Source organism: Lichenicoccus sp. (assembly GCF_965276875.1).
GTDB lineage: Bacteria > Pseudomonadota > Alphaproteobacteria > Acetobacterales > Acetobacteraceae > Lichenicoccus.
The window spans coordinates 2,150,949-2,170,362 of record NZ_OZ255701.1; the positions used below are offsets into that span (position 1 = coordinate 2,150,949).

Consider the following 19,414-nt stretch of genomic DNA (forward strand, 5'->3'; position numbering starts at 1 on the left):
CGGTTCGCACTCCCTGTTCGAACGTGATCTGCGCTCGGCCGCGTGCCCCCGCCAGGGGAGAACAGCCTTGACGCAGTAATTTTGCGCTAATACCAACGCGGATTGCGCGGAAGGGATCATTCCAGGGTGGGGCGATCGGACCTGTTGACCGAAATGATCGCGCTCGCGGTGCGTGCCGGGGGGCTCGTCCAGGACCATTTCAATGGTGCGGTCAGCGTCTCGCGCAAGGCTGACCATTCGCCCGTTACCGCGGCGGACCGCGATGCCGAGCTCCTGATTATGGCCGGGCTCGCGGCGCTTGCGCCGTGGATCCCGGTCATCGCCGAGGAGGCCGCCTCTGCCGGCCTGTTGCCTGCGGTGGGCGCCTGCTTCTTCCTGGTCGACCCACTCGACGGCACCCGCGAGTTCATCGCCGGAGGCACCGATTTTACCGTCAATATCGGCCTGATCGAGGACGGTGCGCCTTCGTTGGGGGTGGTGTACGCGCCGGCGCGCGCAGCACTCTATTGGGGGGACGTGGCCGCCGGCACCGCCTGGCGCGCCGAGCAATCGCCGTATGCCGACGCTGGCGTTGCCACGCGGATCGCCGTGCGCAAGCCGGGCGCGATCCTGTGCGCGGTCGCCTCGAAGTCGCACAGCACAGCCGCGACCGAAGCGTGGCTGGCCGCCGCCGGCGTCGGCCAACGCGTCTCGATCGGCTCGTCGCTCAAGTTCGTGCTGGTCGCCAGCGGCGAGGCCGACGTCTATCCGCGTCCGGCGCCGACGATGGAATGGGACACCGCCGCGGGCGACGCCATCCTGCGCGCCGCCGGCGGCCGCGTGCTCGATCTCGACAACCATCCCCTCGCCTATGGCAAACCACGCTTCGCCAACCCGGGCTTCATCGCCACCGGGCCCTACCAACCCGCACCCTTGCGGCCCCTGAACTGACGGGCATCACCATGAGCACCACCCTCACCCACCTCCAGCGCCTGGAGGCGGAGTCGATCCACATCATGCGCGAGGTCGCAGCCCAAGCGGAGCGGCCGGTGATGCTGTATTCGATCGGCAAGGACTCCGCGGTGATGCTGCATCTCGCGCGCAAGGCGTTCTTCCCGTCGCCACCGCCATTCCCACTGCTGCATGTCGATACCACCTGGAAATTCCGGGCGATGTATGCACTGCGCGACCGTATGGCGGCCGAGAGCGGCATGCAGCTGCTGGTCCACCATAACCCCGACGCGATGGCACGCGGCATCAACCCGTTCGATCACGGCTCGGCGGTGCATACCGATTTGTGGAAGACCGAAGGCCTCAAGCAGGCGCTCGACAAGTTCGGTTTCGATGCGGCGTTCGGCGGCGCCCGCCGCGACGAGGAGAAGAGCCGCGCCAAGGAGCGGATCTTTTCCTTCCGGTCGGCCAATCACCAGTGGGATCCGAAGAACCAGCGGCCGGAACTCTGGCGCCTCTATAACGGCCGCAAGAACAAGGGCGAAAGCATCCGCGTCTTTCCGATATCGAACTGGACCGAACTCGATATCTGGCAATATATCCATCTCGAAAACATCGAGATCGTGCCGCTCTATCTCGCAGCCGTACGGCCGACGGTGGTCCGCGACGGCATGATCCTGATGGTCGACGACGAGCGCTTCCGCCTGCTTCCGGGCGAGCAGCCCGAGCCGCGCTCCATCCGTTTTCGCACACTCGGCTGCTATCCGCTGACCGGCGCGGTGCCGAGCGAGGCCACGACACTCCCTCAGGTCATCCAGGAGATGCTGCTGACCACGACGTCGGAGCGGGAGGGGCGCGCCATCGACCATGACCAGAGTGCGTCGATGGAGAAGAAAAAGCAGGAGGGGTATTTCTGATGGACCCCGATCACGCCTACCAGCCTTCCGACCTCGCGGCCCAGGACATCGACGCCTATCTGCTACGCCACCAGCATAAATCGCTGCTGCGCTTCATCACCTGCGGCTCCGTCGATGACGGCAAGTCCACTTTGATCGGCCGGCTGCTCTACGACAGCAAGATGATCTTCGAGGACCAGCTCGCCGCCCTCGAAGCCGACAGCCGCAGGGTCGGCACGCAAGGAGGCGCGATCGATTTCGCGCTCCTCGTCGACGGGCTGGCCGCAGAGCGCGAGCAGGGCATCACGATTGATGTCGCCTACCGGTTCTTCGCCACCGACGCACGCAAGTTCATCGTCGCCGACACACCTGGACACGAGCAATATACCCGCAACATGGTCACCGGCGCCTCGACAGCCGACCTGGCAATAATCCTGATCGACGCCCGCAAGGGGGTGCTCACACAGACCCGTCGGCACAGCACGCTCGCCCACCTGGTCGGCATCCGCAACCTGGTACTGGCCGTCAACAAAATGGACCTGATAGGCTACGACCGTGCCCGCTTTAATGCGATCGTCGCCGACTACGCGGCCTTCGCCAAAAGCATCGGGATCGCTGCCTTCACGCCGATGCCGATTTCGGGCTTTGTCGGCGACAACATCACCACCCGCTCGGCCAACACGCCCTGGTACGAAGGCCCGACCTTGATTGCGCATCTGGAGACGGTGCCGCTTGATACGGTTGCTGATCAGGCGCGGCCGTTTCGTATGCCGGTGCAGTGGGTCAACCGGCCCAATCTCGATTTTCGTGGCTTTTCCGGCCTGATCGCGAGCGGCACGCTCGGCCCTGGCGACGCCATCCGTGTGCTGCCCTCGGGCCGTACCTCGACGGTTTCGCGCATCGTCACCTTCGACGGCGATCTCGACCGCGCCGTCGCGGGCCAGTCGGTGACGATCTGCCTCGCCGACGAGATCGACTGCTCGCGCGGCGATGTGATTGCAGCCGCAGGCAATCCGCCGCAGGTCGCCGACCAGTTCGAGGCGACCCTGGTCTGGATGGCCGACGAGCCGCTGCTGCCGGGCCGCCCCTATTGGCTCAAGCTCGCCGCGCAGACGGTGAGTGCGAGCGTGCAGGCGCCGAAATACCAGCTCAACGTCAACACCCAGGAGCATTTGGCGACCAAGACGCTGGAGCTGAACGCGATCGGCGTCGCCAACCTCTCAACCGACAAGCCGATCGTCTTCGAGCCTTACGCCGACAGCCGCGATCTCGGCGGCTTCATCCTGATCGACAAGCTGAGCCATGCCACCGTCGCCGCCGGCACCCTGCATTTCTCGCTGCGACGCAGCCAGAACCTGCATTGGCAGGCGCTTGACATCAGCCGCGAGGCGCATGCCGGCCTGAAGAACCAGCGCCCCGCCGTGCTCTGGTTCACCGGCCTGTCCGGCGCCGGCAAGTCGAGCATCGCCAACCTGGTGGAGCGGCAGCTCCACCGCATGAACCGGCATACGTTCCTGCTCGACGGCGACAATGTTCGGCACGGGCTGAACAAGGATCTTGGCTTCACCGAAGCCGACCGCATCGAAAACATCCGCAGGGTCGGCGAAGTGGCCAGGCTGATGACCGACGCCGGCCTGATCGTTATCACCGCCTTCATCTCGCCGTTCCGCGCCGAGCGGCAATTGGTGCGCGACATGATGGCCCCCGGCGAATTCATCGAAATTCACGTCGACACCCCGCTCGCCGAGGCAGAGCGGCGCGACCCAAAGGGCCTCTACAAAAAGGCGCGAGCCGGCACTCTGGCCAATTTCACCGGCATCGACAGCCCCTACGAGGCGCCGTTGGCCCCGGAAATCCACATCGACACGACCGTGCTCAGCGCCGAACAGGCCGCCCACCTGATCGTCCAGCAACTGCTCGGCTTCGCGTAGCACCAAGCCGATTTGTGCGAAGGCGACCGCTGGTCGCGTGCCGAGCCCACGCCGATGCGGCATCACTGGTCGAGTTGGGAGCATAGGGAAGGACGTGAGTACGTCTACAGCAAATTTACTGTTTATTTCTGGTTCAAATGCCCAAACAAACAGCTAAACTTCCAAACGCCGTGATAGTCCTGCCACAGTAAAAGGCAATATTTCACGAGGCAAGGTTTTCTCTATCGCCTCGGCGAACAGCCGCCAGCTTAATCAGAGGCACGGTCCGGTCGGTTCAAGCGCGGTGCCTGGCTCGACGCCGGCGATTCCAGAAGGGGCAGCTCAAGATGACGGGCGCATACTCCGTGTTGCGTGGCACCCTTGCCGGATCAGTAACCGTCACAGCGTTGCTGGCGACATCCGCGGCCCTGGCTCAGCTTGCGCCGCCTGGCACCACGGTCGCATCGGAGGCAGCCGTGCAGGTGGCCCGGAAATCCACCCCGAACACCGCGCCGCGCCCGGCCACCACCGAAAGCATCGTTGTCCGGGCACAGCGCCGGTTGCTGAGAGAAAAGGACTCGCCGAGTGCCGTGACCGAACTCGGGACATCCCAGATCGCGCAGACCGGCGTGCAGGGAAGTGTGGCGACATTGCTGCGCGCGGCACCGTCCGTGTATGTCTATCAGCAGGGCATCGGCAACAACGAGCCGGTGCTGTCGATCCGCGGCACGCGCGGGCTGGAAACGGCGCAGACGCTCGACGACGTGCCGATGCAGGATCTGCTTTACGGCGGCAGCGGCGCCTTCCTGCAAAACATCATCGGCGGGCGCTTCAGTCTCGAACAGATCAGCGGGGTTTCGATCTATCCGGGTGTGGCCTATCCGGACAAGAACACGTTCGGCACCATCGGCGGCACGATCGCCTACGCATCGCTGCGCCCCTCGCCGAAGCCCTATATCGACGTCACCGGATCGATCGGTTCGTTTGGAACCTATAACGAAGGCATCGAGCTCAACTCGGGTGCCATCGACAGCCCTCTCGGCACCGGCGACAACGCGCTCAGAATGATACTGAAATATTCCAATCTGCAAACCAACGGCTTCATTGATTATACGCCCGCGAAATACAACAACGTATTTTTCGCTCTCGACAAGCCATACGATGGCGGCCTGTCGAAGCTGCAGGCTACGATCATCTACAATACGGCCAACGGGCTGATTACCCCCGAGCCGGTGCCGATCCCATATCTGAACCAGAACGGTCTCTACAGCAACTACTCGCCCGATCAGGAGTTCTCCAGGGAGCAGAACGACTTCCTGACGATCCTGCTGCGCGACGACACCTACATCAATGACTACCTGAATGTCGGGTTGAGCACGTTCTATCTCAATTCCGACTCGACAACCATGAACTACGGCAACCCGAGCATCTTTTCCACGCCGGGGGTTCCTGGATCGGTCACTGTCGGGGGTGCCTCGCCGTTCAATCAGACGCCCGCGGGCTTCGGCCAGCAGGGCGATTACGGCCCTGGCAGCATCTATTATCAGCCGCCTGTCTACACCTATGACGGGGCTGCCGCGTATTCCCCTGGGACCGGCGCGTGTCCGGCCAGCGTCGCGGCCGCATGGGCCGGCGTCGGTCAGGCAAGTCCCTGCGGCTACAATGCGCTCGCCAGCACGATCCATAACGACACCTACGGCATCCAACCGCGTGCCACCATCACGCTGCCGGAGTATTTCGGCGTCGCCAACACCATCAAGGTCGGCGGCCTGGCCGCCAAGGAAACGCAGCCGAACCCACCCTATTGGTTCGGCGGCACGTCGACGCCACCGCGGACCGCGGCCAACCTCACCATCTATTCGAGCGGCGATGCCGCGGACGGCGGCGTGCAACGGACCATCTATCAAGGCTATTTGCAGGACAAGATCGACCTGCTGCACAATACGCTGCATCTGACGCCGGGCGGAACGCTGGAGGGAACGTCTTCCAGCTATGTCGGCGGCAATGTCTTCGGCGGCACGCCCTCGGCCAGCGCGCTCGCCAGCCCGTACTGCCAGGCCGGCAATCCGTGCAAGTTCGGCAGCTTCCAACAATCCAAATGGGATCGTGACCTGTTGCCGTTCTTCAACGTCAGCTACGATCTCGACCGCGTCCTGCCGGCGGCGAAGGGCGTTTCGCTCTATGCCAGCTACGGCGAATCCGCTTTGTTCGCGCCGGTGTCCGACTTTTCGCCGAACCTGCTGGGAGCACCGCCCAGCGCCTCGATCGTGCACATGTACGAAGGCGGCGTGAAGTACAACGTGTCCAACCTGGTGCTCTCCGCCGACTACTTCTACCAGAAGGTCGATCGCGATTTCGGGTTCTTCACCTACCAGTCCGGCCCGCTGACCGGCGACTCGCTCTACACCAATGACGGGCAGCGCGAGTTCAAGGGCGTGGAGGCCGCGGCCACGTGGCAGGTGAACACGCATTGGCAACTGTTCGCCAACGTCTCGCACACGCTGGCCAAGTACCTCGCAACGACCCTTGCCTTCACCAGCGTCCAGGAGGAGCAGTTCGGCATCGCGCTGCGCGGCAAGCCGATCACCGGCATACCGGACTGGCTGTCGACCTTTGGCGTCGACTACAACCATCACGATCTGGCCCTTGCCGGTGATGCGCTCAACGTGCGCTTCGAGGGCCAATATACCGGCAAGCAGCAGACCTCGTATTATCTGAGCGGCTACGAGAATATCGGCCCACTCCCCGGCGTCACGGCGCTGCCCGGCAGCTACGGCTACTACGAAGCGCTCGCCGGTCAGGCGGTCTACGATCCCAATGGCGGCATCAATCCCTTCGTAATCTTCAACCTCGACGCCAACTACAGGCTTCCGGTGCAGCACGTCGGGCCACTCAAGACGATCAGCTTCGACCTCAACGTGCTCAACCTGTTCAACAACCAATATTTCCAGTACTATTATCGTCAGGTCACCCCGACCGCCTGCGGCGTGTTCAAAAGCGGTCCGTTCAAGGGGCAGCAGATCAGCGGCGAGGGCTGCACCCCGCAATTCGCCGACGGTCTGCCCGGCGAGCCGTTCGCGATCACCTTCACCGCCACCGCCCACTTCTGAGCACGACGGCATGACGCAAACCCTCTCCGGCCGGCTGGATCGCGTTCTGCACAACGTGCCACGCGCCTACCCGGGGCCGGGCGGCGCAATCGCCGTGTTGCGTGAAGGCGAGGTCCTGGTTCGCCACGCCTGGGGTTGGGCGAACGCCGAGCGGCGCATCGCGTTTACGCCGCGGACGCTGTTTCGGATGTGCTCCATTACCAAGCAGTTCACCTGCGGCGTGCTGCTGGACCTGTTCCCAGACCCTTCGGTGCTGGACAGTGACGTGCGTCGGCATTTGCCGCGGCTGGAGCAGTCCGCACCCAGCACCCTGCATCTGTGCCACAACCAGTCCGGCCTGCGCGACTACTGGGCGGTGGCGATGTTGCAGGGTGCGCCGGCGGAGTCCGCGTTCGGCGACAGCGACGCCGTCCGGATCATCGCCGGCACCCAAACAGTGCAGTTCACGCCAGGCAGCCGCTATGCCTACGCCAACCAGAACTTCCGTATCCTTTCGGACATCCTCCAGGAGTGCACCGGGTGCTGCTTCGCGGAGCTGCTGCGCGCCGGCATTTTCGACCGGCTCGGCATGGACACTGCGTTCCTGGCCGCCGACACGCGCGCGATGCCGGACGGCACAGAGGGCTATGAGGGGACGTACGAAGGAGGCTTCCGGGCGGCGGAGAACCGCATCCTCTGGACCGGCGACGCCGGGCTTGGCGCCAGCCTCGACGACATGATCGCCTGGGAGCGCCACATCGATGCGACACGCGACGACCCGGATGCGCTCTACAGCCGCCTCTGTGCACCGGTGCAGTTCGACGACGGGAACCAGGCCGCCTATGGCTTCGGCCTGGGTCGTCGAAACGTGCTGGGCCGGGCGGTCAATGCTCACGGCGGCGCGCTTCGTGGCTGGCGCAGCCACCGCATGTTTGTGCCCTCCGAGCGCATCTCCGTGATCGTCATGTTCAACCATCTCTCGGCCGCGCACGAAGCGGCGACGGATTTGCTCGCGGCCGTACTGGGGGAGGAACGTCCGCCTCCCGCCGCCGCCGGCCCCGATCCGCACTGGCTCGGCGGCTATGTCGAGCCGGAAACGGGGCTCGCCGTCCGCATTGACGTCATGCCGGGAGCCGGGCTGCGTCTGCGCTACAATCACCCGGCGGAGCATCTCGATTTGCAGCCGGACGGATCGGCGCGCGGCGATAGCGTAAGCCTAAGGCCGGAGGATGACGGCCTGCGTATGGACCGCCCGGATGAGAACCAGAGTTCCCGCTTGCGCCCGTGCCGCGGGACGGCGGCGCTCGACGTTGCCGGTCGCTACCGCTGCGACGAGCTGGAATCCGAGCTGACCATCGCCGATGCCGGTGGCCTGCTCTATGGCGGCTGCTCCGGCCCGCTTGGCCAGGGGCGCATGGAACTGCTGGAGGCGGTCGGTCCCGATCTCTGGACCATGCCTTGCCCTCGGGCCCTCGACCACACACCGCCCGGCGACTGGACACTGGCCTTCCAGCGTGACGGGACAGGCACGGTGAGCAAGGTCGAGGTCGGCTGCCTGCTGGCCCGCCGGCTGCCCTATCAGCGCCTCGGCTCCTCCGCCGGCGCGTAGTGGCGCCAGATGTTCCTTCGGCGCACCACCAGCAGATAATAGCCGACGCCGGCGCACAGCATGGCAACCGTCACCAGCAGGCCCGGCAGTCCTGCCGCCGGGTCCAGCATGTCCGCCCACAGCACGCCGGCAAGTGCGAGCAACGCCAGCAGCGGCGGCAGCGGGAACAGCTTCATCCGCGCGTGCGTCTGTGCCGTGCTGTTGTTGCGTCGTCCGATCATCACCGCGACGCAGAGCGTGGCGTAGGTCGCGACATTGCCGTTCGCGAGAATGACGACCAGCACATTCAGCGGGACAAAGCAGCAGGCCAGCGCACCCGCGCCGACGGTCAACGTCGCGACGTGCGGGGAATGGAAAGTCGGATGCACGCGCGCCAACCGCCGGTTGATCGCCGCCGGCCAGCTGCCGTCCCGTGCGCTGGCATAGAGCTGGCGGCCACCGGCCAGGGCGACGGCAATCATGGCGTTGAAGATGGCGGCGGCGACGCAAAGGCTGATCAGGCGCGCGATGGTCGGACCCCCGCTGGCGCGAATGAAATCCGGCACCGGTGTCGCGGACGCGGCCAGCCGCGCCAGGTCGGGGCTACCCACGACGATGCCGAGCAAGGGCAGCATTTCGGCAACCGCGGCGATGGCGAGGGACCAGTACACCACGGCGGCGACGCTGCGGCGGGCGTCTCGTAACTCCTCGCCGAACAGCACGACGGAGCCATAGCCGTTAAAGGCGTAAATCCCGCTGGCCGCAGCGACCCCGAGTGCCGCCGCGGGCACGGCGCGCACGCCGCCCGTGCCGTCCGCCATCATTGGATGCAACAGGTTGCGCGCGAGATCGCCATGCGCGTGCAGCAGACCGAGCAGCGCGGTCACGGCAAGGGCGGCGATCTCGGCGGCCAGCAGCGTGCCGGTGAACACGGCGTTCAGCCTGACGCTGAGCACGGCGATCAGCGTCACCACGGCCACCGCCGCCAGCGCGGTCGGCACCACCGGCAGACCAGGCACGATGACGCGGAGATAGTCGGCCATGCCAAGGCCGGACAGCGGCAGCGCGAAGCACAGACCACCGAGATTGATGGCCAGCATGGCGAAACCCGCCGGGACCCCGAGCACCCTTCCGGCGATGGTGTACTCGCCGCCGGTATGCGGGAAGGCAGAGCCCAGCTCGGCATAGACCGATGCCATGGCGATACCGAGCACGATCGCGGCGGTAAAGCACAGGATGACGCCGCTGCCGACCTGATGCAGGACATCCGAACCGACGATGAAGACGCCAATACCCGGCGACAGGCCCGCCAGGGTGATCAGCAGCCCGCCGACACTGGTCATCTCGCGCTTGAGGACGGGTTCATCGGCCGCCGGTATCATTTGCCGCCATCCACGCTGAGCGTCTGGCCGTTGATCCAGCCGGCCAGGTCGCTGGCCAGGAACAGCACGGCATGGACGATATCCTCGATTGTTCCGAGCCTGCGCATCGCGATCGCCTCAAGCAGGCGCCGCTGCCCCTGCGGCCCAAAATCGTCCCACTGGCGCTCCGTCGCCGGATTGGAACGGACGAAACCAGGGGCCACGCTGTTCACCGTGATGCCGAAGCGGCCAAGTTCATGGGCGAGTTGCCGGGTCAGGCCGATCTCGCCCGCCTTGGCCGCGGCATAGGCCTGTATCCCGGTCAGGCTGATGCCGAGTCCGGCGCCGCTGGAGATGGTGACGATACGACCATGCCCCGCCGCCTTCATGCCGGGGATTACCGCCTGGGCCATCAGAAAGGCGCCGGTCAGGTTGACGGCCAGAATGGACTGCCACTCCGCCGCACTGACCGTCTCCGCGGGCTTCCCCTGCTGCCCGCAGACGCCGCCGGCGCTATGCACGAGGATGTCGAAGGGGCCGAACGCATCGATGGCGTTTTGAATTGCCGAAGCGTCGGTGACATTCACGATCGCGGTTTGCAACGCGGCACCGCTGGCGGTCTCTTTAAGACCCGCCTCGTTGATATCGACCGCGAGCGTCATCGCCCCCAGCCGCGCGAACGCCTGCGCGATGCCGCGCCCGATACCGTGGCCGGCGCCGGTAACCAGCGCACGGCGTCCTTCGAACCCGATCCGCATCAGATGCTCTCCGGCAAGCTGTGGGCGAGAGCCAAGAGGTTGGCGCGATCCAGGAGCCGGGCTCCGTCTTCGATCTGGTGGATCATCGTGATCAGGCGCCGCGTGAGCGGTGCCGCAACGGGCACCCCCGTCTCGACCACGGGATCGAGCTGGGCATCCACCTCGGTGCGGCGCTTGCGGATTGCGAGGTCGCGCCAGATGCCGCTATGGGATTTCGCCGAGCGGCGATTATGCGACACCATGGTGTTGAACGATGCCGCGATCGCCGCATCGTCGCCACCCGGCGCGAACGCCGCCGGATCAAAGCCATTGAAGCCGCGCGGCCGCACACCCCTGGCCAGGCTGACGGCAATCACCTCGCGCGCCAGCGCCACCAGAATCGCCCGATACTCGGGTGCCTCCAGCACGTCGGCGATCGACTCATTGGTGACGGCGGTGGCGAACAGCAGAGCGCCATAGCCGAGCTTGCCCCAGAGGTAGCCGAAGATGTCATCGGTCACGGTCGCCGCCGGCTCGAAGCACAGCAGCCGTGCGTGCAGACCGTCGAGCCGCGCGCTTGGCCGGCCGTCGAGTTCGCCCAGGACGCATGCGCCGCGTCCGCCATACAGGATGCGCCCCGGCGCGATCATATCGGCACCGAAATTGATGAACGCGCCGATGACCCGGTGCATGCCGACGATGCCGCCGATCAGCGGTTCGTTCAGCCCGTTCTGCAAGGAGGCGACGTATCCGGACTCCGCCAGATGCGGCAGCAAGGCGCGGGTCGCCGCCTCGGTGTGGTGCGCCTTGACGCAGAGCAGGATGCGATCAAAGCGGCCCGACACCTCTTCGGGCAGCGCCACGCGCACCGGGACGGTGAACCGCTCGATCGGACCCTCGATCGCCAGCCCGCGGCCCCGCATCGCCGCGACATGCTCGGCGTCGGCATCGACCAGCAGCACGTCCTGGCCGGCGCGGACCAGAGAGGCGCCGATCGTACCGTCAACGGCGCCGGCGCCCCAGATCAGGAGCTCGCTCACCGGTGCGTCGCGACGAACATCGTGCCGTCCGGCAGCATCCAGCCGCGGAACATGCCCTCGGTGTTGAAGGGGGCTGCGATGCGGCCATACCGGTCGATGGCGATCAGGCCGGCGCCGATACCGTGCGGCGCCAGTTCGGTCTCGATCATGGTGCGCGTCGCGGTGTCGAGGTTTTCGCCCAGATAACGCATCCGCGCGCCGATCTCGTGCGCCGCGACCTGGCGGATGAAGAACTCCCCCTGCCCGGTGCAGGACACCGCGCACACGCCGTCGCGCGCATAGGTTCCGGCACCGATCACCGGGCTGTCGCCGATCCGCCCCTCGGGCTTGTCGGTATAGCCGCCGGTCGAGGTGGCGGCGGCGAGGTGCCCGTCCTGATCCAACGCCACCGCACCGACGGTGCCGTGCTTCTCCGCCTCGGTCGCGCCGGATGCGGTGCCGGCGGCGCGTCGCTCGCGCATCGTCCGCAGTGCGGCGAGCCGGCGCGGGGTGGTAAAATACTCCTGGCCTTCAAGGGCCAGCCCGACGGATGCGGCAAAGCGGTCCGCCGCCGGGCCGGCCAGCATCATCGGCACACCTTGCCGCATCAGCGCCCGGGCCGCGCGCACCGGGTTGCGAATGGCCTGGGCGGCGCACACCGCGCCGGCCGCTGCGCTCGCACCATCCATGATCGCGGCGTCGAGCTCATGCACCCCGTCGCGGTTGAGTGCCGCGCCATGGCCGGCGTTGAAATGCGGCGAGTCCTCCAGCACCACGACGCAGGCCTCGACCGCATCGACAGCGCTCGCTCCGCGACAGAGCAGATCCCACCCTGCGCGCAGCGCGACCGCGATGTCCGCGCGCGCCGCCGTCCATTCGGCCTCCGGTAGATCGGCCTGGGCCATCACGCCGCAGCCGCCATGCAGCCCGATCGCGATGGGGTGCTGGGTGTCCGTCACGGTACGACCTCCAGCAGCGCCTCGGTCTTGGCGCGCAGATCGGCGAGGTAGGGTGCGGGATCGAGGCCGCTGCCGGTCGCGTCATGCAGGATGCGGTCTCGCTGGCGGCTTCTGCCGTGTTGGTGCACGTGCTGCCGGAGCCAGCCGGTCAGCGGCTCGTAGCGTCCCTCTTGCAGCCCATCGGAGACTCCCGGCGCGCGGGCGGCGGCGGCGAAGAACTGCGAGGACATGATGTTGCCGAGCGTGTAGGTCGCAAACGAGCCGACATGACCCGAGGACCAGTGCACGTCCTGCAGCACGCCGTGCGCGAGATCGGGCACCGCCAGCCCAAAGTCTTGCGCCATGCGCTCGTTCCATAGCGCCGGCAAATCCTCGACGGCGAAGGCACCCGTCATCAGCGCCGCTTCCAGCTCGACCCGCAGCATGATGTGCGTGTCATAGGTCAGCTCGTCCGCCTCGACGCGGATCAGCCCGCGCCGCGGCGCATTGACGCTGCGCCAGAACGCATCCACCGTGACTCCCGCGAGCTGCTCGGGAAAGATGTCGCGCAGCGCACCGTAATGCAGCTCCCAGAATTGGCGCGACCGACCGATCCGGTTCTCGTAAAGCCTGGATTGTGATTCGTGCAGGCCGAAGCTGCTGCCGCCCGCGGCATAGAGGTTGATAAGGTCGATCGCACCGATGCCGCGCGTCCAGCGTTCGGACACGTTTTGCTCGTAGATGCCGTGCCCCGCCTCATGCCACAGCGCGAACAGGCCGCCTTGCGGGAAATCCTCCCTGAATCGCGACGTGATCCTAACGTCGTCGCGGGTCATTGAAATCTCGAACGGATGGATGGTGTCGTCGACGCGCCCGCGGGCGAAATCGTAGCCCAGCCTGGCCGCGATTTGTGCCGCAAAGCGGCGCTGCCCCTCGATCGCATAGGGCTGGCGCAGGACGTCCGGAAACGCAACGTCGTGCAGGCGCTGCAGCAACAGGGCGATGCCCTCACGCAGTGTCGCGAACAGCGGCTGCAGCCGGGTCAGCGTCATTCCGGGCTCATATTGGCCGAGCAACGCGTCATACGGGTGCTCCGCGTAACCGATCGCCTCGGCCAGCTCGCGCTGCAGGACAAAGATGCGGCCCAGCAATGGCGAGAACAGCGAAAAGTCGTTCGCCTTTCGCGCGGCGATCCAGGCAACCGCCGACGTCGTCTTCAGGCTCGCCATCTCGACCAGCAGCGCCTCGGGAATACGGCGCAGGGTCTCGACCTGATCCGCAAACGCCGCGAGACAGGCGCGTTCGTCCGGATCCATGGCATCGGAGCGGTCGCGGGCCAATGCGATGGCATCGCGCATGCGCGGCCCGACGGCGCAGTCGCGCGCCAGGGCGGTGAGGGTCGCGACCTGATGACCGCGCGCCGTGTTGCCGCCGGGTGGCATGTGCGTGCGCGCATCCCAGGCCAGCAGGTTCATCGTGCAAAGCAGATCGCAGAGCTGTGCTGCTTCGCTGGCAAGTTCAACGTCCGGCATGGGGTGTCTCCTGGCTGGTCTGGTCAACGAGGTGGCAGGCAGCAAAGCGGCCGGGTGCGACCAGGCGCAGGCTCGGCGCCTCGGCGCAGCAGGGCTGAACCCTTGGGCAGTGCTGCCTGAACACGCAGCCCGATGGCTCGGAGGGGATCGGCTTGGCCGCCGCCGCCACATGCGGTTCCTGGCCGAGACGGTGGCGCGGATCCAGGGTCGGGGCGGAGCCGATCAGCAGTCGCGTATACGGATGCAGCGGCTCCGCGAACAGCGCCTCGGCGGTCGCCATCTCGACCAGCGTGCCGCGATACATCACCGCGACACGATGCGAGACATGGCGCACCAGCCGCAGGTCGTGCGCGATGAAGACGATCGCCAGACCAAGCCGCGCTTGCAGGGTGATCAGCAGATTGACGATCTGCGCCTGCACCGAGACGTCAAGTGCCGAGACCACCTCGTCCGCGACGATGATCTCCGGCCGCACGGAAAGGGCCCGCGCCAGCGCGATGCGTTGCAACTGCCCGCCCGAAAACTGGTGCGGCCGACGATGCAGGGCCGCCCGTGGCAGCCGAACCAGATCGAGCAACCGCGCCATCTCCGCCGGCACCCCCGCCGCGTCACAGATCCGGTGCACCCTGAGCGCCTCGCCGAGCGTCTGCGCCACCGTCATGCGCGGATTGAGCGCGCTGAGCGGGTTCTGGAACACCATCTGCACCTTGCGGTGGAACGCCCGTCGCTCTGCACCGCGCAGGCCGGCGAGATCGCGGCCGCGATACAGCACGCGCCCGCCGTCGCAGGCATGCAAGGCGGTGAGGCAGCGGGCCAGCGTCGACTTGCCGGAGCCTGATTCGCCGACGATGCTGAACGCCTCGCCCGCGGCGACCGCGAGATTGACCCCCAGCAGGGCCTGCGTCACCGGCGGCGCGCGGCCCCGGGCAACATCAAGCAGCGAGCGGCGCCGGCCGAATTGCTTCGAGACGCCCTCGGCCCGCAGCAGCGTGCCGGTCTCGCTCAAGCCTCGACCAGCTCCGCCTGGCGCAGGCAGGCAACTTCGTGATTGGGGCGCGCCGGTTGCAAGCGCGGCACGCTCGCCGTGCAAGGCGGTTGTGCGGCGGCGCAGCGCGGATGGAACGCGCAGCCGGCCGGCCGGTCGGCGATGGCGGGTGTCGTGCCTTCGATCGCGCTGAGCATGGCGCGCGGGCTGCCGCCGCCGGGCACCGAGGCGAGCAGGCCGCGCGTATAGGGATGGCGCGGACCCGCGAACAATGTCGCCACCGTGCCGCTCTCCACGATGCGACCGGAATACATCACAACGACGCGCTCGCAGAGCCGCGCGATCACGCCGAGATCGTGCGTGACCAGGACGATGCTCATGCCGAGCCGGTCGCGCAACGACAGCAGCAGACGCAGGATCTCCTCCTGTATGGTGACGTCGAGCGCGGTGGTCGGCTCGTCGGCGAGCAGCAGCCCGGGCTCGGAGGCCAGGGCGATGGCGATCATCACCCGTTGCAGCATGCCGCCGGAGAACAAATGCGGGTGGTCGCCGAGACGGTCTGCCGCATTGGCGATGCCGACGAGGTCGAGCAGCGCGATGGCGCGCGCGCGTCGCCCGGCGCGGTCGAGCGTCGTATGCGCGGCCAGGCTTTCGACGATCTGCGTGCCGATGGGCAGGACGCGGTTCAGCGCGGTTGAGGCGTCCTGGGTGATCAGCGCGATCTCGCGTCCGCGCACGCCGCGCATCGCCCGCTCGCCAAGCGCCATGAGATCCTGCCCCTGCCAGAGCACCGCGCCACCGAGACGGGCCTCGCGCGGCGGCTGGCGCATGATGGCGCGCAGCATCTGGCTCTTGCCGGACCCGCTTTCACCGACCACGCCGAGGATTTCGCCGCGATACAGCGACAGGCTGACACCATCGACCGCGCGCGCCGCACCAAAGGCGACCGAGACATCGCGCAGCTCGAGTTGCGGCGTCATCGGCGCACGCCCAGCAGAATGCCCAGTCCATCGCCAGTGAGGCTGAAGGCGAGGCCGGTCAGGACAATGGCGATGCCCGGAAACAGCGTCATCCACCAGGCCGTGGTGATGTAGTTCTTGCCGCTTGCGATCAGCGCGCCCCATTCGGCGACCGGCGGCTGCGCGCCGAGCCCGAGATAACCCAGGCTGGAGCCGAGCAGGATCGACAGCGCCATGTCGGTCATCCAGAACACCAGCACCGCGCCCGCCGCATTCGGCACCAGGTGGCGGAAGATGATCCGCGCCTGTCCGTAGCCCATCGCGCGCGCCGCCGACGCATAGTCCAGGCGGCTTTGGATCTTCATCTCCGCGAGCATCAGCCGGGCATAGAACACCCAGCCGACCAGCGCCGTCGCCACATACATGTTGGTCAGGCCCGGCCCCAACACGGTGACGATGGCGATCACCAGCACCAGGAACGGGAACGCGATGACAACGCCGACCAGTTGCAGTAGCAGGCTCTCCAAGAGGCCGCCGAAATAGCCCGCCAGCGCGCCCACGATGGTGCCGACAAGCAAAGCCGGGACGGTCGCGAACAGCGCGATCTGCATGTCCACGCCGTAGCCCCAGATCACCCGGGACAGCATGTCGCGGCCGAACTCGTCGGTGCCGAGCGGATGTGCGGCACTCGGCGCATGCAGCAGGTTGGCATAGTCGAAGCTGCGCGGACTGCTCGGCGCCACCCACTGCGGGACCGCGGCGAGCCCGGCGCTGAGTGCCAGGATCGCCAGGCCGGCCAACAGCGAGGCTGGCGCCCTCATGTTTCGGCCCTCATGTCTCGGCCCTGGGATCGAGTGCCGCCTGGATCAGATCGGTGACAAGCAGGGTGAGTACCACCAGTGCCGCCAGCACCAGGGTCAGCGCCTCGATCACCGGGTAGTCGCGCGCGAACACGCTGTCGATCATCAGGGTGCCGACGCCGGGAATGGCGAACACCGTCTCGGTGACGACGGCGCCGCCGAGCAGCGAGCCGGCGCTCAACCCGAACAAGGTCACCGTCGACACCAGGGCGTTGCGCAGCACGTGCCGCCGCAGCACCAGTGCCGGCTCCAACCCCTTCAGACGCGCGAACTCGACATGCGGGCTGTCCAGCACCTCGCAGATGGCGGCGCGAAGATTGCGCATCAGCACGGCGGACAGGCTGAGCGCCAGCGACAATGCCGGCAGCAGCAGATGCACGACATGCCCGGCCGCCCCACTGCCGTAGCCGCCGACCGGGAACAGCCGCAGCCGTGCCGCCAGCCACGTCAGCATCAGGATGCCGATATAGAAGGCCGGCATCGACAGCCCGACCTGAAAGGCGCCCCTGATCGACATGTCCAGCAGCCCGCCGCGATTAAGCGCCGCGAGCAGCGCCAGCGGCACCGAAACCGCGACCGCGATCAGCGACGCCATCGCGGTCAGCAGCAACGTGACCGGCAGGCGCGCCGCGAGCAACTGCGTTACCGGCACGCCGAGACTCGTGGATCGTCCCAAATCGCCCCGGGCCAGACCCGCGACATAGGCGCCGAACTGCACCACGAGCGGCCGGTCCAGCCCGAGCCGCGCATTCTCCCGCGCCACCTCGGCATCGGTGACGCGGTCGCCGATCATCGCGCTGGCGGGATCGCCCGGCAGCAGCCGCACGATCAGGAACGTGACGACGACGATGGCGAACAGCGTCGGGATCGTCTGCAACACGCGCCGAGCGACCCGGGTGGCGTTCATCGTGCCAGCCACGTATCGGTAAAGATGTTGTTGCCCAGCGGCAACTGGCGGAAACCCATGACGCGGCGACGGAGCACCACCGCATACGGGGTTTCGAACAGGCGCACGATCGGACCGCGCTCGAACAGCGCCTGGATGTGCCCATAATCCGCCGCCCGTCGTGCGGAATCGAGCTCGACGCCGGAGGCGAGATAGAGCTGTTCCGCGACCGCATCGTGCCAGCCGGTATGCTGCGCGCCGTTGGTCGGCGCGTAGACGAAGTAGGAGGTGATCTCGTCCGGGTCGGCGATGTCGTCGGTCCAGGAGCTCAGCCGCATCGCGAACGCGCCGGCGCGATACAGGTCGGTCAGCGTTCCGCCGTCGAGTTGCCGCAGATGCACCGTAACGCCGACCTCGGACCACATCTGCTGCAAAGCCGTGCCGATCTCGATCTCGTCCTCGCTGCCGGCGAGAATCAGCAATTCGGCCTTGAACCCGTGCGCGTAGCCGGCCTCGCCAAGCAGGCGTCTCGCGCGCGCCGGATCGTAGCGCGCGGCCCCCAGCACATCGACATGCAGCGGCGTGGCCTGCGACATGTACGAGGTCATTTCGGTGCCGATACCGCGAGTGACGATCTGGATCAGGCCGCGCCGGTACACCGCGTCGTTCAGCGCCTCGCGCACCTTGGCCGATGCCATGGGATTTCTGGCACCACCTCGCAGCGTCGGTCGCACGTTCAGGATGACGTAGTTGACCCGGGTGGAGGGAAACAATTTGACCCGCAGGCGCGGATCGGCGCGCAGTTCCGCGACGCGAGAGAACGGGATCAGCTCGGCGCCGTCGAGTTCACCGGACTGCACTTTCAGGATACGGGTGGCGTCGTCCGGAATGACCTGGAAATCGATGGCGTCCAGATAGGGCAGCGGCTTTCCGTCGGCGCCGCGCTGCCAATAGAACGGGTTGCGTCGCAGGCGCATGCTTGAGCCATGCACCCAGGATTGCAGGACGAACGGTCCGGAACCCACCGGGTGCTGCTGGAAGGATACGGCCTTTTCAGCGTCGGTGGCGCCAAGTGCCGCGCGGAACTGCCGCTCCGGCAGGATCGCGCTGTTGAACACGCTCAGCGCCGCGAGGATGGACGGGTCCGGATGGCGCAGATGCAGCACCAATGTTGTCTCATCGATGATCTGGACGTCACCGATTGCGCCAAGCAGGAAATTCCAGATGCCATTATTGGGGTTCCGTGCGCGATCGAGCGACCATTTCACGTCGTGTGCGGCAATCGGCGTCCCATCCGAGAACCTGATCCCCTGGCGCAGCCAGAGCATAACCGAGAGCCCATCCGGCGCCACCCGCCAGGCGGCGGCGAGCCCCGGTTCGACGCCGCTGCCATTGTCGGAGGGGAGCAGCAGCGTGTCGTAGAGGCTGGACAGGATCCAGATGTCGGCGTTGGCGTCGTTGAACACCGGATCGAGCAGCCGGCTGTCGAGGTAGCGGCCATAGCGCAGGACGCCGCCACGGCTCGGCAGGGGGCCTGTTGCGTCGGCCTGTCCGCAAGCGGCGAGCAGGACGAAGAGTGCCAGAACAGCGGGTCGTGGGCTCAATTCCGCTCCTCCTGGCTCAGTGTTCCAGCTAATTAGAACAGTATTGAGCCGGTTCTCGTATGGTCAACCTGTTTCGCGGCTTTCCGACGAAAGCCGGTAGCCTCGGCGCGGCTGCCAGCC

At 66.6% G+C, this 19,414-nt stretch carries 15 protein-coding genes; 5 read left to right on the top strand and 10 right to left on the bottom strand.

Annotated features, from left to right (window positions below; all coding sequences use genetic code 11):
* The first annotated feature begins 153 nt into the window (after positions 1–153).
* The 5 genes from cysQ (at position 154) to ACQY4K_RS10440 (ending at position 8,434) form a co-directional block, all read left to right on the top strand.
* Positions 154–930, top strand: a complete 777-nt coding sequence (gene cysQ / locus ACQY4K_RS10420; protein ID WP_428396062.1) for a 3'(2'),5'-bisphosphate nucleotidase CysQ — start codon at positions 154–156, stop codon at positions 928–930.
* A gap of 11 nt (positions 931–941) precedes the next feature.
* Positions 942–1,847, top strand: a complete 906-nt coding sequence (cysD, locus tag ACQY4K_RS10425) for a sulfate adenylyltransferase subunit CysD (RefSeq protein WP_428395833.1) — start codon at positions 942–944, stop codon at positions 1,845–1,847.
* On the top strand, positions 1,847–3,757 hold the full coding sequence (gene cysN, locus ACQY4K_RS10430; RefSeq protein WP_428395835.1) for a sulfate adenylyltransferase subunit CysN: 1,911 nt from the start codon (positions 1,847–1,849) through the stop codon (positions 3,755–3,757). Before cysD ends, cysN begins: the two co-directional genes overlap by 1 nt.
* Before the next feature lie 326 nt (positions 3,758–4,083).
* Entirely contained in the window at positions 4,084–6,846 is a 2,763-nt protein-coding gene (locus ACQY4K_RS10435; protein WP_428395837.1) for a TonB-dependent receptor, read from the top strand.
* A 10-nt stretch (positions 6,847–6,856) separates the two neighbouring features.
* Entirely contained in the window at positions 6,857–8,434 is a 1,578-nt protein-coding gene (locus tag ACQY4K_RS10440; protein ID WP_428395839.1) for a D-aminopeptidase, read from the top strand.
* On the opposite strand, the gene ACQY4K_RS10445 is transcribed toward ACQY4K_RS10440, so the two are convergent.
* The 10 genes from ACQY4K_RS10445 to ACQY4K_RS10490 are packed head-to-tail and all read right to left on the bottom strand — an operon-like array spanning position 8,404 to position 19,294.
* On the bottom strand, positions 8,404–9,795 hold the full coding sequence (locus tag ACQY4K_RS10445) for an APC family permease (protein WP_428395841.1): 1,392 nt from the start codon (positions 9,793–9,795) through the stop codon (positions 8,404–8,406). The two genes, ACQY4K_RS10440 and ACQY4K_RS10445, sit on opposite strands and share 31 nt — an antisense overlap.
* Positions 9,792–10,532: an SDR family NAD(P)-dependent oxidoreductase gene (locus ACQY4K_RS10450; protein ID WP_428395843.1), complete on the bottom strand. Its 741-nt coding sequence runs from the start codon at positions 10,530–10,532 to the stop codon at positions 9,792–9,794. Before ACQY4K_RS10450 ends, ACQY4K_RS10445 begins: the two co-directional genes overlap by 4 nt.
* Complete coding sequence (locus ACQY4K_RS10455) at positions 10,532–11,551, bottom strand: ketopantoate reductase family protein (RefSeq protein WP_428395845.1); 1,020 nt, start codon at positions 11,549–11,551, stop codon at positions 10,532–10,534. Before ACQY4K_RS10455 ends, ACQY4K_RS10450 begins: the two co-directional genes overlap by 1 nt.
* The gene (locus ACQY4K_RS10460) at positions 11,548–12,489 is read right to left on the bottom strand and encodes an isoaspartyl peptidase/L-asparaginase family protein (RefSeq protein WP_428395847.1); all 942 of its coding nucleotides are present in this window, start codon (positions 12,487–12,489) and stop codon (positions 11,548–11,550) included. Before ACQY4K_RS10460 ends, ACQY4K_RS10455 begins: the two co-directional genes overlap by 4 nt.
* Positions 12,486–14,000, bottom strand: coding sequence for a carboxypeptidase M32 (locus ACQY4K_RS10465; protein ID WP_428395849.1), 1,515 nt, complete (start codon positions 13,998–14,000; stop codon positions 12,486–12,488). Before ACQY4K_RS10465 ends, ACQY4K_RS10460 begins: the two co-directional genes overlap by 4 nt.
* Complete coding sequence (locus ACQY4K_RS10470; RefSeq protein WP_428395850.1) at positions 13,987–15,006, bottom strand: oligopeptide/dipeptide ABC transporter ATP-binding protein; 1,020 nt, start codon at positions 15,004–15,006, stop codon at positions 13,987–13,989. Before ACQY4K_RS10470 ends, ACQY4K_RS10465 begins: the two co-directional genes overlap by 14 nt.
* A complete protein-coding gene (locus tag ACQY4K_RS10475; protein ID WP_428395852.1) occupies positions 15,003–15,965 on the bottom strand; it encodes an ABC transporter ATP-binding protein in 963 nt (320 codons plus the stop codon). The genes ACQY4K_RS10470 and ACQY4K_RS10475 overlap by 4 nt, the downstream gene beginning before the upstream one ends.
* Positions 15,962–16,765, bottom strand: a complete 804-nt coding sequence (locus ACQY4K_RS10480) for an ABC transporter permease (RefSeq protein ID WP_428395854.1) — start codon at positions 16,763–16,765, stop codon at positions 15,962–15,964. The genes ACQY4K_RS10475 and ACQY4K_RS10480 overlap by 4 nt, the downstream gene beginning before the upstream one ends.
* Positions 16,766–16,775: 10 nt before the next feature.
* Positions 16,776–17,711 carry an ABC transporter permease gene (locus tag ACQY4K_RS10485; protein ID WP_428395856.1) on the bottom strand — a complete coding sequence of 312 codons (936 nt, stop codon included), beginning with the start codon at positions 17,709–17,711 and terminating at the stop codon, positions 16,776–16,778.
* Positions 17,708–19,294: an ABC transporter substrate-binding protein gene (locus tag ACQY4K_RS10490; RefSeq protein ID WP_428395858.1), complete on the bottom strand. Its 1,587-nt coding sequence runs from the start codon at positions 19,292–19,294 to the stop codon at positions 17,708–17,710. The genes ACQY4K_RS10485 and ACQY4K_RS10490 overlap by 4 nt, the downstream gene beginning before the upstream one ends.
* Positions 19,295–19,414 lie beyond the last annotated feature (120 nt).